Genomic DNA, 13,929 nt, shown 5'->3' with positions numbered 1-13,929 from the left:
CCTATCTGCTGGGGGTGTAGACATCCATTCCTGCGGTAACGACTTCTATTGGTTTCGCCCTTGCGGCGAGTGACTTGCAGAAGCGGCAAGGCTGCGCAATTGGCGGGCCGCCGCGACCATATTGATCAGCAACGTGACCATCTCCGCCGTGTCCGGCACCCGTGGCGAGTGGATGTCATAAACGCCAGTCCCGATGTCGTTCGGGTAATCGAACGCATCGAAAGCCTCGAGCCATTCCATGTCCGAACGCGAGGTTTCAAGGGTGATCACGTCAGCATCCATCGCCGCAATGGACTCGATCACATCGTTGAACTCGCTGTAGCACATGTGGGTGTGAATCTGCGTTTCGTCGCGCACACCGGACGCGATCAAGCGGAAGGCTTCCACCGCCCAATCCAGGTATTCCTGCCACTGCGCCCGGCAAGGTGTAATCGTTGGCCGACAGCTTGCCTTGCTTGAACGCCTGGCGCGCGAGACGGCTCGAAGCAGTCTGCGGGAACGAGCCGATGGTGGTGGTCGGGAACGCCGGCAGTTTCAGCCGTGCGCGCTGTCGCTCAATGCGTTTGGCAAACGGCTAATGGCGTTGGCTGTCAGCGGCACCGATGGCATTGATGCGTGCCTGCGTTGAGGGCGTCGCGCAGCACGGCAATTTCGCCACACTTTTGCACGGCAAATGCCAGCCAGCTTTCCAGTTCGGGATCAAGTTTGTCTTCGCGCTCCAGGTCCACCGGGCTGTGCAACAACGAGCAGGAACTGCTGACCCACAAATTGTCGCCAAAACGCTCTTGGGCGAATTTCAGTTGCGCCAGCACAGGTTCCAGTTCGCAGCGCCAGACGTTGCGCCCGTTGACCAGTCCCACTGACAAAATCTTGTACGTCGGCAGACGATCGAGCACGTGAAGCAATTGGTCGGGCGCGCGCACCGCATCGATGTGCAGGCCCTGCACCGGCAGGCCGGCCGCCAGACCGAGGTTGTCTTGCAGGCCGCTGAAATCAGTCGCCAGAAGTTTTTTCAGCGGCGAATATTGAAGGATGTGATAAGCCCGTTCGAAGGCATTTTTCCATGCTTGCGGCAGTTCGAGGGTCAGGATCGGTTCGTCGATCTGCACCCATTCCACGCCTTGTGCGGCGAGGCGGCCGAGAATTTCGCCGTAGACCGGCAGCAGGCGTTCGAGCAGGTCGAGCTGGTCGAAGTCGGTGCCTTTCGCCTTGCCCAGCCACAGGTAAGTCAGCGGGCCGATGATCACCGGTTTGACGTTGTGGCCGAAGGCCTTGGCCTCTTCAACTTCGTTGAACAGCTGTTCCCAGCTCAGTTTGAACTGTTGATCTGCGCTGAATTCCGGGACCAGGTAGTGGTAGTCGGTGTCGAACCACTTGGTCAATTCCTGGGCGCATTGCGCCTTCCCGTGATCACCGTCACCGCAGATTGCCGTGGCGCCCCGGGCCATGGCGAACAGGGTGTCGAGGGTCGGCAGGCCGTTGGCATCTATCGCGCCGTCGAAACGTTCGGGAATCACGCCGAACGTCAGGGAGTGCGTCAGCACGTGGTCATACCAGGCGAAGTCGCCGACGGGCAGCAGATCAATGCCGGCGTCTTTCTGCAATTGCCAGTGGGTGGCGCGCAGTTGGCGGCCGACGCTTTTCAGCGCGTCCTGATCGAGATCGCCCTTCCAGTAGGATTCGAGGGCTTTTTTCAGTTCGCGGTCTGCGCCGATGCGTGGAAAACCAAGTGTGTGGGCCAGCGCCATGGTGAATTTTCTCCCTGTAAAAGATGGCGCTATTGTCGACAGCCAACCCAACATGAGACAAACTCAACCTTTTCGTGTTGATCACAAGTTTTCCTCATGGAGACCCCCGGTGCTTGAAATCCGCCACCTGAAGACCCTGCACGCCTTGCGCGAAGCCGACAGCCTGGTCGATGCCGCCGACCGTCTGCACCTGACCCAGTCCGCGCTGTCCCACCAGTTCAAGGAGCTGGAGGAGCGGCTGGGCATGCCCTTGTTCGTGCGCAAGACCAAACCGGTGCGGTTCACCAGCGCCGGTTTGCGCCTGCTGCAACTGGCGGACGCTACCCTGCCGCTGTTGCGGGGTGCCGAGCGTGATATCGCGCGGCTGGCCGGTGGAACCGCCGGGCGCCTGCACATGGCGATCGAGTGCCACAGTTGCTTCCAGTGGCTGATGCCGACCATCGACCAGTTCCGCGATGCCTGGCCGGAAGTCGAACTGGACCTGGCGTCAGGCTTCTCGTTCGCGCCGTTGCCCGCCCTGGCCCGTGGCGACCTGGACCTGGTGGTAACCTCCGACCCACTGGAAATCGCCGGCATCACCTACGTACCGCTGTTCACCTACGAAGCAATGCTGGCGGTCGCCAACCAGCACAAGTTGGCGAACAAGGCGTACATCGTTCCCGAAGATTTGCTCACGCAAACCCTGATCACGTACCCGGTGGAGCGTGACCGGCTGGACATCTTCACCCGTTTCCTCGAGCCCGCCGACATCGAACCGGCGCAGGTGCGCACCTCTGAACTGACGGTGATGATGATGCAACTGGTGGCCAGCGGTCGCGGCGTGTGCGGCATGCCGCACTGGGCGCTGCATGAATACAGCTCACGGGGCTACGTGAAGGCCAAGCGGCTGGGTGAGAAAGGTTTGTTTGCGACGTTGTACGCGGGGATTCGTGCAGACATGCTGGACGCGCCGTACATGCGCGATTTCCTGCTGACGGCGAAGGACACCTCGTTCTCGACCCTCGACGGAGTCAGCGCGGTTCGCTAAACAACGCGAGCCTGTAGGAGCGGGTTCAGATCTCGCGCCACATATGGATCTTGTCGAAGTACTCCTCGCCCACTCGCACCGCCAGCGGTTCGAGGCCGAACTGGATGAAGCCACACCGCTGATACAGGTTGAATGCCGCCTCGTTGCCGGCGGTAACAGTCAGCTGGACGAGCTTCAGGCCCGGATGGTTTTGCGCCTCGGCCAATGCCGCTTGCACCAGTTGATAACCGAGCCCGCGCTGGCGAACCTGGCCGGAGACGTACAGGCCAAACAGCGTCGCCTTGTGCCGGGCCTTTTCCCGAGGTTCGAACGCCAACCCGACAATACCCGCCAGCTTCCCCTCTTCGAATGCGCCGAACACCACATCGAGCTTGCCGGTCAGGCGCGATTCCCACCAGCTCAGCGGCATCGTCGCGCGCTCGCGCACGGTGGAGGTAAACGCGTGGGGATGCAGGTCGTAGGCTTCGAGCATCAGCGCCCGATAGTCCAGGGCATGGCTGGCGTCCAGCCGTTCAATCCACATGTTCAAGCCGTCCGTCGTTGCTCAAGCATCAGCCGCACCGCCAGTGCCGCCAGCACAAACCCCATGAAATAGCGTTGCACCGCCAGCCACGTCGGGTTGCTGACAAACCAGGACGCGATACTGGCGGCGAACAGCGCGATCAGCAGGTTGACGCAGAAACTGACGCTGATCTGGGTCAGGCCAAGAGTGATGCTTTGAGTGAACACCGAGCCATGTTCCGGCGAGATGAATTGCGGAAATACCGACAGATAAAACACCGCGATTTTCGGGTTCAGGGCACTGGTCAAAAAACCCATGGTGATCAGTTTGCGCGACGAGTCCGGCGGCAATTGCTGCGCCTCGAACGGCGAACGCGCGCCCGGATTGACCGCCTGCCAGGCCAGCCACAGCAAATACAGCGCGCCGGCCCATTTCAACACTTCATACGCCAGCGGTACCGCGAGGAATACCGCCGTCAAACCCGCCGCCGCCGCGAACAGGTGCACGAAGAAACCGCCGACCACACCGAGCAGCGAAATTACCCCGGCCTTGCGTCCCTGGCAGATCGAACGGGAGATCAGGTAGATCATGTTCGGCCCCGGCGTCAGCACCATCAGCAATGCGGCAGCGGCGAAAATCAGTAAGTCTTGAAGCGGGATCATGGCGGGTCCTTGGCGTGAATGATCAGGCGATCGCCGTCAGCGAGGCTCGATAAAACGGCAGGATCAGGTCTCGTGTCAATGGCGCCAGGGTGACATCACCGTCGGTGGCAGGGTCGATCCAGCGGGCTTCTTCGATTTCCGCTGCCGGGGACACGTCGCACTCGATTGTCAGTTGAAAAAGTTCGGCCTGCACGACGAATCCCGGCTCATTGGCAGCCGGCGCCGAGAATTGGCCCAGATAGGCGGCGTGCGCGATGTCGATGGTTAATCCCAGCTCTTCCTGCAGCTCGCGGGCCAGGGCCTGGATCGGCAGTTCGCCGACGTCGATCTTGCCGCCCGGTTGCATGAAGGCCTCGGTACCACGCTTGCGAACCAGCAGAGTACGACCGTCGGGACCGATCAACAACGCGGCGGCGATGCGGATGAGGTGGGGAGATGCGGCGGATGGAGGCGTCATGGATCAGCAACGGCCTGAATGCGAAGGCGTCAAGGATCACATGAGGATCAGTGTCCGGCAATCGGCACATCACGCAATCCTTGTGGGAGCTGGCTTGCCAGCGATGACGGTCGCTAGGGCGGCGCAAGACTGAAAGGCCTGATCGCTGGCAAGCCAGCTCCCACAGTGAATGCGTGACCTCGCAACGTGCGTCTGTCACCGGCTGTGGCAACGATCGGTTTCAGTCATTTGCGCGAAGGCTCGTCCGGGCGACTATGCTCTGTCACTTGGATCCATCAGTCGACGACCCGGCCAGCACCCACACTTTGCTATCAATTTTCAATTTCGCTCGAAAAGCAGGGATCGTAATCACCGCCGCAGGTGTCGAAACTCAGGAGCAGCTCGGTGACACGCCGCCAAGCGCTGACAACCCGCCACGGTCCACGGAGGACAAGGGATGAAGATACCTTTCGTGCGGACCAACCGGCGCATCCTGATCGTCGATGACACGCCTTCCATTCATGATGATTTTCGCAAGATCCTCGGTGTCGATACCGAGGACGACCTGAGCCTGGCCAACGCAGAAGAGGCGCTGTTCGGCACGCCGCAAATCGATCGGCTGACTTACCAGCTCGATTCGGCTTATCAAGGTCGGGAAGCACTCGAACTGGTCAAACGGGCACTGGCCGAAGGTCGCCCCTACGCCCTCGTCTTCACCGACATGCGCATGCCGCCCGGCTGGGACGGTCTCGAGACCATCGAACAACTGTGGAAGGCCGACCCGCACCTGCAAATCGCTTTGTGCACGGCGTATTCGGACTACACCTGGGAAGCCATGGCCGAACGACTGGAGTTCGGTGACCAGATGCTGGTGCTGAAAAAGCCCTTCGACAGCCTGGAAATCCGTCAGATGGCCAGTGCTCTGACCTGGAAATGGCAGATGGCGCAGGACGCGGCGATGAAGGTCCTGAGCCTGGAGCAAACCATCGAAGCCCGGGTTCACGAACTGCTCAAGGTGTCGCACCTGTTGCAATACGACGTGTTGACCGAACTGCCCAACAGCACGTTGCTCGGTGACCGGTTGAACCAGTCCCTGGCCCTGTCGCGACGTCATGACAAACAACTGGCGGTGATGTTTCTGGGGCTGGACCGCTTCAAGCGCATCAACAATGCCCTCGGCCACCCGGCCGGTGACGAGATGCTCAAGCAGGTGGGCCGCAACCTGGTGGCCACGGTGCGCGAATCGGATTCGGTGTTCCGCTACGGCTCCGACGAATTCGTGCTGATCCTTGCCGACATCCGTCATCCCCAACAGACCCGGGGCATCGCCGAAAAAGTCCTGACCGCGATCAGCGCACCGCAGCACATTGCCGGCCACGACCTCAGCGTGACCGCGAGCGTGGGCATCAGCATTTATCCCAATGACGGTTTCGACGCCATCGAGCTGATCAAGAAAGCCGAAACCGCGATGCGCAATATCAAGGAAATCGGGCCCAACGATTTCAGTTTTTTCATCGACGAAATGAACCAGCGCGCCCGGGATCTGCAGAGCATCGAGACCGGTATCCGCCTTGGGCTGGAGCGCAATGAATTTGTCCTGCATTACCAACCCAAACTCGACCTGCGCAACGGTCAGGTGGTCGGCGCCGAGGCGTTGATCCGCTGGCAGAAACCGGGGCACGGGCTGGTCTACCCGTCGGACTTCATCAGTGTCGCCGAGGACAGCGGCCTGATCGTACCGTTGAGCAAGTGGGTGCTGGCGCAGGCCTGCCGACAGGCCTGCGCCTGGCAAGCGGCCGGGCTGCCGAAGATCTGCATGTCGGTGAACATGTCCGCGATCGATTTCCGTCAGCGCGACTTTGTCGACGGGATCGAAAAGATCCTCGAGCAAACGGGCCTGGAACCGGCACTGCTGGAGCTGGAAATCACTGAAGGCGTACTGATGCAGAACATCGAAACCACTGTCACCGCCCTGACCCGCCTCAAGACCCTGGGTATTCGGCTGGCCATCGATGACTTCGGCACCGGTTATTCAAGCCTGAGCTACCTGCGGCGCTTTCCCATCGACGTGCTGAAAATCGACCAGTCGTTCATCCGCGGGTTGAGCAATGACAATAATGACGCGGCTCTGGTCAGCGCGATCATCAGCCTGGGCCGCAGCCTCAACCTGACCATCATCGCCGAAGGGGTGGAAACCCTCGAGCAGCTGGATTTCCTCAAGGCCCATCAGTGTGAAGAAGGCCAAGGTTACTTTTTCAGCAAAGCCGTCGAACCCGACGCATTCGCCCGCTACCTGGAGTCGGTGAAACCGGCTCCATTCAACGCCACGTGAACGATGCGCAACGACACACCGGCTATCCGCCAGGGAACCATCAGATGTCGCCATCCCTTCACTGCGTGCGTCTGGCACTGCTGCTCGGGTTTTGCATGAGCACCGGCGCCGCGCCGCTGGATGAACCGCTTAAACCGCTGCCCCCGGCGACCCGGCAAGACCCGTCGCGGGTCGAGCTTGGCCGCCAGTTGTTCAATGAGCCGCGCCTGTCGATCAATAACACATTGTCCTGCGCCAGTTGCCATCACCTGGAAAGCGGCGGCGCCGATACCCGCGCGTTTTCCATCGGTTTCAACGGTCAGCCCGTGACGATCAACACTCCAAGCGTGTTCAACGCCAGCCTGAATTTCCGCCAGTTCTGGAACGGGCGCGCCGACACCCTGGAATCCCAGGTCCATGAAGTGGTGACGAGCGCCAGCGAAATGGGCAGCAACTGGAAGCACGTAGTCGAGGTGCTGTCCGCAGACCCGCATTACCGCAGCGCATTCGGCTACGCCTACCCGGATGGCGTGACCATGAACACGGTGCAAAACGCCCTGGCCAGCTACGAACGCACGCTGCTCAGCAGCAACTCGCGGTTTGACCAGTACTTGCTGGGCGACACCGACATCCTCACCATCGAGGAAAAATACGGCTACCAGCGCTTCAAGGATTACGGCTGCATCGCCTGCCATCAAGGGGTAAACATTGGCGGCAACATGTTCCAGAAGCTCGGGGTCATGGGCGATTACTTCAAGGATCGCGGCAACCCGGTCGAGGCCGACCTCGGTCGTTACCTGGTGACCAAGGATGAAGAGGACCGCAACGTGTTCAAGGTGCCGAGCCTGCGCAACGTCGCGGTGACCGCGCCGTATTTTCACGACGGTTCGGCCAGCACCCTCGAAGAGGCGGTGGACGTGATGTTCAAATTCCAGCTCGGGCGCATTCCTTCCGCCGAAGACAAGACCCTGATCATCAAATTTCTCCAGACACTCACCGGTGAATGGGGAGGCAAACCCTTATGAAGATGTCCCGCCGTCGCAGCCTCGCCCTGCTGGGCATCGTCGCATTGTTGCTGGCCTCGACGCTGCTGTTCTTCTATCTGAAATCGAGTTCCAGCCAGACATCGACCTATGCCGAATCCCGCGATCTGATTGGCCGGATCAAACAGCTGAACGCGCAATGGGAAACCGAAATCCTCAAAGCCAGGATCGCCACCAACCACAACTACGATCCGCTGGTCACACCGCTGACCGAGATGACGCAGCTGTGGGAGCGCTTCGACAGCATGGCGTCGAACCACGGTCGCAACGAATTGCCGGTCTGGCGTGCCAGCCTTGTTGCGTACTTGACCGCGATCCAGGAAAAAACCCGGCTGGTGGAACAGTTCAAATCCCACAACGCCGTGCTGCGCAACTCGCTGGCGTTCCTGCCCACCGCCGAGGACGACATTCAGGAACAACTGGCGCGGTTGGTCGACAGCGACAAATTGCAGTTGCAGAACATCGCCACCGACACCTACGACTTGCTGCTGAGCAGCCTGGAGTTCGCCCAGGTCACCTCCGACGAGAAGGCCGCCGACATTCTGCTGGGGTTGAACAAACTGGGGGTCAACAAAATGCGCCTGCCCGAGCCGTTTCACAGCCCGATCGACATTCTGAGCAAGCACATTTCCCTGATCCTGCGGGAACAACCGGTGGTCAATCGCTTGCTGGAAAACATCGAGGCGATTCCCGTGGCCGAGCGTCTGGATGACATTACGGCTTTGTTGAATACCGATCAGCAACAGGCCGATGCGGTCGACCAGCGCTATCACTTCTATCTGTTAGTGCTCTCGGTGCTGCTGGTTCTGCTGCTGGTGTTCCTGGCCATTCATCTGATGCGCAGTTTCACCATCATCAACCGCGTCAACAAAGCCCTGAAAACCGCGAATGACGACCTGGAGCTTCGGGTGGAACAACGCACCCGTGAACTGCAGGACACCCAGAGTGAGCTGCTCGACACGGCGCGCCAGGCCGGCATGGCCGAAATCGCCACCAATGTATTGCACAACGTCGGCAACGTACTCAACAGCGTCAACATTTCAGCCGATCTGGTCAGCCGCAAACTGCGCGCCAGCAAGGCCCAGGGGCTGGGCAAGGCGATGCAACTGATCAACGACCGTTCCAGTGACCTGGGCGTCTTTCTGACCCAGGACGAGAAAGGCAAGTTGCTGCCCGGTTACCTCAATCAGCTGGTGGAAGCCATTGCGGTCGAGCAGCAAGGCATGACCGACGAACTCGCGCAGTTGAGCAAGAGTGTCGATCACATCAAGGACATCGTCGCCACGCAGCAATCCTACGCGGGCGCCAATAATCTGATCGAGCCACTCTACATCAGTGAATTGCTGGAGGACGCGCTGCGCATGAACGCCGGCGCGCTGACCCGGCATCAGGTCACGGTGGTGAAGGAGTACGGCGAGGTGCCGCAGGTCATGGGCGACAAACACCGCTTGCTGCTGATCCTGATCAACCTGATCAGCAACGCCAAGTACGCCATGTCAGACCTCAGCGACCGCCCGCGACAAATGACCCTCGGGGTGAAAATCGTCGACGGCACGACGTTGCAAGTCAGCGTCAAGGATGACGGTGAAGGCATCGCCGCGGAAAACCTGACACGCATCTTTGCCCACGGTTTTACCACCCGCAAGGAAGGTCACGGCTTCGGCCTGCACAGCTGCGCCCTCGCCGCCATCGAGATGAACGGCCACCTTACCGCCCACAGCGACGGGCCGGGCAAGGGGGCGCAGTTCACCCTGAAGATCCCGCTGCACCTCATCCCTCAGGAGGCCTGAAACCTAATCCAGTGTGGGAGCGGGCTTGCTCGCGAAGGTGTATCAGCTACATCAATGTCGACTGACTCACCTTCGCGAGCACGCCCGCTCCCACAAGGGCTTTTGAGGACTTGAAATTACGTGGCTTCCTGGAAATCCATCTCCGGTGGCTGGCGACGGAATCCGCCCGTCAGCACCGCCAGATACACCACGCCAATCGCCAGCCAGCTCAGGCCCAGGTAGATCGCCAAGTGATCAAGGCTGACCATCAGCCACAAATCCGCCGCCAGGCCAATGAACGGAAACAACAGGAACAGCACGAATTCCCGCAGCCCCTTCTTCTCGCCACCGATCCAGTAATGAAAGATCACCGACAGGTTCACCAGACTGAACGCGAGGAAAGCGCCGAAGTTGATAAATGACGTCGACGTGGTGACGTCCAGTTTCAGCGCCAGCAACGCGACAACCGCACACAACAGGATGCTGTTGACCGGCGTACCGAAGCGTTCATGCAAGGTGCCGAAAAAGGATTTCGGCAGCACACCGTCGCGGCCCATGGCGAACAGCAACCGCGAACCGCTGGCTTGAGCGGACAGGCCCGAAGCGAATTGGCCGACAATCAAGCCGATCAGGAAAATCGACACGAACAGGTCGCCGCCGATGTTGCGGGCAATTTCATAAGCCGCCGAATCGACGTTGTCGAACTGGAACGACGGATGCGCAATCTGCACGAAGTACGAGACGCTGACGAAGATCAGCCCGCCGATCAGGGTAATCAGCATGATCGCCCGTGGAATGGTACGGCGCGGGTCGCGGGTTTCTTCGGTCAGGGTGCTGACCGCGTCAAAGCCCAGGAACGAGTAACAGGCGATGGCGGCACCGCTCATGATCAGCGGCATCTGCATGTCACCGTTGAAAAACGGTTTCACTGACCACAACGGCGTGCTCGCATCGCTACCGACGTAGTGCACGCACAGCGCGACGAAGGCGATCAGCACCAGGAACTGCACCAGCATCAGCAAGGCGTTGATGCCGTTGGCCAGTTTCAGCCCGATGATGTTGATCGCGCTGGTGATGCCGATGAAGGCCAGCACCCAGATCCACTGCGGCACCGCCGGGAACGCAGAGTTGAGGTACGCCGCGCCAATCAGCCAGATCGCCATCGGCAGGAACAGGTAATCGAGCAGCACCGCCCAACCAGCGATGAAGCCGAGTTTCGGGCTGATCGCCTTACGCACGTAGCTATAAGCCGAACCAGCCACGGGGAAGGCCGAGGCCATTCGGCCGTAACTCATGGCGGTGAAGAACATCGCCACCAGTGCCGCCAGATAAGCGGCCGGCACCATGCCAGCGGTGGATTGAGCGAGGATGCCGAATGTGCCGAGCACAATGATCGGCGTCATGTAGGCGATGCCAAACAGCACCACCGACCCCAATGACAGGGTGCGTTGCAAACGAGCCATGAGCGACTACTCCGAATTTTATTGGATTTATGGCAGAGCCGAGTTCGGCGTAATGATCGTTTCCGCGCTCAGCGCGAGAACGATCGGTGTTCTTTAGTTTTTAGGAATCAGCAACTCCCGAAGCCCGCAAGCATGCTCAACCAGTTTCCCCGGCAGCTTCAGCCGCTGATCATCCAGGTAGCGATAATCCTGCCTCGCTGCCGTCAACTGATTCAGGTCCAGCTCAATCGCAAACTGCCCCTCATCGCGCCCGGCTTCGAACAGCAAGGTGCCCAGCGGATTCACCAGCGCGCTGCCACCGGCAAACAACAAGCCGCCGTCGCCCTCTTCCACCCGGTTGACCATCAGCGCAAACGCCTGGTTTTCCTGGGCGCGAGCCATGATCGCGGTGCGGTGCGTCGGGCCATAGGGGTCCATGTTGCCGTTGGTGACGATCAGCAGTTCGGCGCCGAGTTGCGCCAGCGCGCGGGCGGTTTCCGGAAATTCGATGTCGTAGCAAATCAGCAGCCCCACCCGCACCCCGTTCCACAGGCACGTGGCGTAGCGATCCCCCGCTTCGTAGACGCCACGGTCCGACGCCCACAGGTGCGTCTTGCGGTATTTCAGCGCGATGCCTTCGGGGGTGATCAGCAGCGTGGTGTTGAACAGGCGACCGTTGTCGTTCTCGGCGGTGCCAATGACCACGGCGATCTTGCGTTCACGGGCGGCGGCGACAATCGCGCTGACGGTCGGGCCATCCAGCGGTTCGGCGATGGCGGCCACGGTCTCGGCGGACGGGAAGCCCATCAAGTGGCTTTCCGGGAACATGATCAGCTGCGTGTCGGCCGCGCAGGCAGCGATCGCCGTCAGTGCGCGTTCGAGGTTGTAAGCCGTGTCATTGTCACGGCCCGCCAATTGGGCGAGTTCGACCTTCATGGGTATTCCTTGTTCTGGTGCCGGGCGGCAGAAAGATTGCCCGGCCGGTGTCTGTGCGCCAGTATGCGCAGCAAGCAACCGGCCAGGGAATTACGCGGCTGGGGTAACCCGATAGGGGTAGAGGCATGACACTCTCGTTAGACGATATCGCCTGGCACCGTTCAGTCGGGCAACTGATCGACGCGCTCGACAAGCCTAATTTCTGGACGCAGATGGTGCGCCTGCTGGATCAGTACGTGACTTTCGACAGCTGGGTGGTGCTGCTTTTCAGCGCCGACCAGCACCCGCAAGTGTTCGCCGAATGCCCGGGCGAGGACGGCAGCCCCGATCAGCTGTTCCAGGATTACCTGCGCGGTTTGTACCTGCTCGATCCGTTCTACATCGCTTCCCGCGAGCAGTCGCGCACCGGGCTGTATCGCCTTTCGGAAGTGGCGCCGGAGCATTTTGAGCTGACCGAGTATTACCAGCGATACTTTCGTCTGAATGTGGTGGCCGACGAAATACAGTTCAATTGCCTGCTCGAAGGCGACCGCACGCTGTGCCTGTCGCTGGGCAGCAAGCAACGTTTCAGCGCTCAGCAGATTGCCTTGCTGTCGCTGATCCAGCCGTGGGTGCTCGGCCTGTTGCGCCAGCGCCTGCCGTACGAAATCAACGAAACCGTGGCCCTCGCGCCCGCGCCCGTCCGGGGAGACTGGCGGGTACAACTGGAAGCGTCGGTGCAGCAACTCAAAGGCGCGCAACTGACCGCCCGGGAGCTCGACGTCGGACGGTTGATGCTCAGCGGTTGCTCCAGTAAAGAAATCGCTCGCAAGCTGGAAATCTCTATCGAAACCGTGAAAGTCCATAAGAAACACATGTACAGCAAACTGGGGATCAAGTCCCAGTCAGAGCTGTTTTCAATATTCCTCCAGGCGCAGAATGCCTGATTGTCCAGTGTCGGGCCTGACGCTTTAACTGTGGGAGCGGGCTTGCCCGCGATAGCGACCTTTCATAGAGACATCAGTTTGCTGACACGACGCAATCGCGGGCAAGCCCGCTCCCACAGCGTTAGTGTCAAACCAGGCCCTGACAACAACCGAGTCCGAACCCAAGGAAACCGTATGAGCCTGTCACTCCTGAGCCGCTACGCCTTCTTTGCCGCTTGCGTGATCTTCACCCTCGCCAGCCTGCCCTTCCTCGAACACGACTGGCTGTGGCCGATCACCGCTGTCACCGGCGTGCTCAGCCTGATCGGCGTATTCGATCTGCTGCAAAGCCCCCACGCGGTGCGGCGCAACTATCCGATCCTTGGCAACATCCGTTATCTGGTCGAGGGCATTCGCCCGGAAATCCGCCAGTACCTGCTCGAATCCGACAGTGACGCCCTGCCCTTTTCCCGGTCCCAGCGCTCGCTGGTCTACTCGCGTGCCAAGAATGAAAGTGCCGACAAACCCTTCGGCACACTGATCGACGTGTATCAGTCCGGCTTCGAATTCATCGGCCACTCGATGCGCCCGGCGCCCTTGAGCGACCCCAGCGGTTTTCGCGTGATCGTCGGCGGTCCGCAATGCTCCCAGCCGTATTCGGCGTCGATCTTCAACATCTCGGCCATGAGCTTTGGCTCGCTCAGCGCCAACGCTATCCGCGCGTTGAACCAGGGCGCCAAGCTCGGCAACTTCGCCCACGACACCGGCGAAGGCAGCATCAGCGCCTATCACCGGGAAAATGGCGGTGATTTGACCTGGGAACTGGGCAGCGGATATTTCGGTTGCCGCACCCCGGACGGCCGTTTCGATCCGGAACGCTTCGCCGCCCAGGCGCAGACGCCGCAGGTACGGATGATCGAAATCAAGATGTCCCAAAAGTTATATGGTCGACTTGTTGACCTTCAGTTTTTTGCCAATGCAAAGTTCACCAACACCTTTAGATCAGTCATTTCAACGCCATTGCGATTGGTTTCCCTCTTCATGAGAGGTCAACACTATTAGGGATACGTAATCCAAATGTGTTGATCTTTCTCTGCCTCCCTCCTTCCGTCACTCCCACCGACTGTTACCTAGAGGTCCCAGTGCCT

Annotated in this window: 10 protein-coding genes and 2 pseudogenes; 6 read left to right on the top strand and 6 right to left on the bottom strand. The window is 60.1% G+C overall.

Annotated features, from left to right (window positions below; translation table 11 throughout):
• Positions 1-45: 45 nt before the first annotated feature.
• Positions 46-1,748: pseudogene (locus ACYZT4_RS26550) on the bottom strand (hypothetical protein).
• A gap of 109 nt (positions 1,749-1,857) precedes the next feature.
• Between ACYZT4_RS26550 and metR the strand changes: the two are divergent.
• The gene (gene metR, locus ACYZT4_RS26545; RefSeq protein WP_461984011.1) at positions 1,858-2,775 is read left to right on the top strand and encodes a transcriptional regulator MetR; all 918 of its coding nucleotides are present in this window, start codon (positions 1,858-1,860) and stop codon (positions 2,773-2,775) included.
• A 25-nt stretch (positions 2,776-2,800) separates the two neighbouring features.
• Here the strand turns inward: metR and ACYZT4_RS26540 are convergent, their stop codons facing one another.
• Genes ACYZT4_RS26540 through ACYZT4_RS26530 form a run of 3 tightly spaced genes read right to left on the bottom strand, consistent with a single transcriptional unit; the run spans position 2,801 to position 4,396 of the window.
• Positions 2,801-3,298 carry a GNAT family N-acetyltransferase gene (locus ACYZT4_RS26540; protein ID WP_461988812.1) on the bottom strand — a complete coding sequence of 166 codons (498 nt, stop codon included), beginning with the start codon at positions 3,296-3,298 and terminating at the stop codon, positions 2,801-2,803.
• 2 nt (positions 3,299-3,300) lie between these two features.
• A complete protein-coding gene (locus ACYZT4_RS26535; RefSeq protein WP_461984009.1) occupies positions 3,301-3,939 on the bottom strand; it encodes a LysE family translocator in 639 nt (212 codons plus the stop codon).
• 22 nt (positions 3,940-3,961) lie between these two features.
• Entirely contained in the window at positions 3,962-4,396 is a 435-nt protein-coding gene (locus ACYZT4_RS26530) for an NUDIX hydrolase (RefSeq protein ID WP_461984007.1), read from the bottom strand.
• 436 nt (positions 4,397-4,832) lie between these two features.
• On the opposite strand from ACYZT4_RS26530, the gene ACYZT4_RS26525 reads away from it, so the two are divergent.
• Genes ACYZT4_RS26525 through ACYZT4_RS26515 form a run of 3 tightly spaced genes read left to right on the top strand, consistent with a single transcriptional unit; the run spans position 4,833 to position 9,519 of the window.
• Positions 4,833-6,707, top strand: a complete 1,875-nt coding sequence (locus tag ACYZT4_RS26525) for a putative bifunctional diguanylate cyclase/phosphodiesterase (RefSeq protein WP_461984005.1) — start codon at positions 4,833-4,835, stop codon at positions 6,705-6,707.
• A gap of 44 nt (positions 6,708-6,751) precedes the next feature.
• Positions 6,752-7,711, top strand: a complete 960-nt coding sequence (locus ACYZT4_RS26520; RefSeq protein ID WP_461984004.1) for a cytochrome-c peroxidase — start codon at positions 6,752-6,754, stop codon at positions 7,709-7,711.
• Positions 7,708-9,519: a DAHL domain-containing protein gene (locus tag ACYZT4_RS26515; RefSeq protein ID WP_461984002.1), complete on the top strand. Its 1,812-nt coding sequence runs from the start codon at positions 7,708-7,710 to the stop codon at positions 9,517-9,519. Before ACYZT4_RS26520 ends, ACYZT4_RS26515 begins: the two co-directional genes overlap by 4 nt.
• A 116-nt stretch (positions 9,520-9,635) precedes the next feature.
• On the opposite strand, the gene ACYZT4_RS26510 is transcribed toward ACYZT4_RS26515, so the two are convergent.
• Both ACYZT4_RS26510 and ACYZT4_RS26505 read right to left on the bottom strand, forming a co-directional pair.
• Complete coding sequence (locus tag ACYZT4_RS26510; protein ID WP_461984001.1) at positions 9,636-10,961, bottom strand: APC family permease; 1,326 nt, start codon at positions 10,959-10,961, stop codon at positions 9,636-9,638.
• Between the two features lie 93 nt (positions 10,962-11,054).
• Positions 11,055-11,876, bottom strand: a complete 822-nt coding sequence (locus ACYZT4_RS26505) for a carbon-nitrogen hydrolase family protein (protein WP_461983999.1) — start codon at positions 11,874-11,876, stop codon at positions 11,055-11,057.
• A 125-nt stretch (positions 11,877-12,001) separates the two neighbouring features.
• On the opposite strand from ACYZT4_RS26505, the gene ACYZT4_RS26500 reads away from it, so the two are divergent.
• On the top strand, positions 12,002-12,802 hold the full coding sequence (locus ACYZT4_RS26500) for a helix-turn-helix transcriptional regulator (RefSeq protein ID WP_461983997.1): 801 nt from the start codon (positions 12,002-12,004) through the stop codon (positions 12,800-12,802).
• Between the two features lie 174 nt (positions 12,803-12,976).
• A pseudogene (locus ACYZT4_RS26495) lies at positions 12,977-13,717 on the top strand (glutamate synthase-related protein); the annotation flags it as partial.
• Positions 13,718-13,929: the final 212 nt, after the last annotated feature.

The sequence above is a fragment of the Pseudomonas sp. GB2N2 genome (genome assembly GCF_054897705.1).
The sequence above is the reverse complement of the archived record's forward strand: the minus strand, read 5'-3'. Positions and strand labels throughout refer to the sequence as shown.

What these genes read in the sequence shown, in the direction of transcription:
- ACYZT4_RS26540 (WP_461988812.1), bottom strand. Translation starts at nt 3,298, where the DNA reads ATGTGGATTGAACGGCTGGACGCCAGCCATGCCCTGGACTATCGGGCG.
- ACYZT4_RS26535 (WP_461984009.1), bottom strand. Translation starts at nt 3,939, where the DNA reads ATGATCCCGCTTCAAGACTTACTGATTTTCGCCGCTGCCGCATTGCTG.
- ACYZT4_RS26530 (WP_461984007.1), bottom strand. Translation starts at nt 4,396, where the DNA reads ATGACGCCTCCATCCGCCGCATCTCCCCACCTCATCCGCATCGCCGCC.
- ACYZT4_RS26525 (WP_461984005.1), top strand. Translation starts at nt 4,833, where the DNA reads ATGAAGATACCTTTCGTGCGGACCAACCGGCGCATCCTGATCGTCGAT.
- ACYZT4_RS26520 (WP_461984004.1), top strand. Translation starts at nt 6,752, where the DNA reads ATGTCGCCATCCCTTCACTGCGTGCGTCTGGCACTGCTGCTCGGGTTT.
- ACYZT4_RS26515 (WP_461984002.1), top strand. Translation starts at nt 7,708, where the DNA reads ATGAAGATGTCCCGCCGTCGCAGCCTCGCCCTGCTGGGCATCGTCGCA.
- ACYZT4_RS26510 (WP_461984001.1), bottom strand. Translation starts at nt 10,961, where the DNA reads ATGGCTCGTTTGCAACGCACCCTGTCATTGGGGTCGGTGGTGCTGTTT.
- ACYZT4_RS26505 (WP_461983999.1), bottom strand. Translation starts at nt 11,876, where the DNA reads ATGAAGGTCGAACTCGCCCAATTGGCGGGCCGTGACAATGACACGGCT.
- ACYZT4_RS26500 (WP_461983997.1), top strand. Translation starts at nt 12,002, where the DNA reads ATGACACTCTCGTTAGACGATATCGCCTGGCACCGTTCAGTCGGGCAA.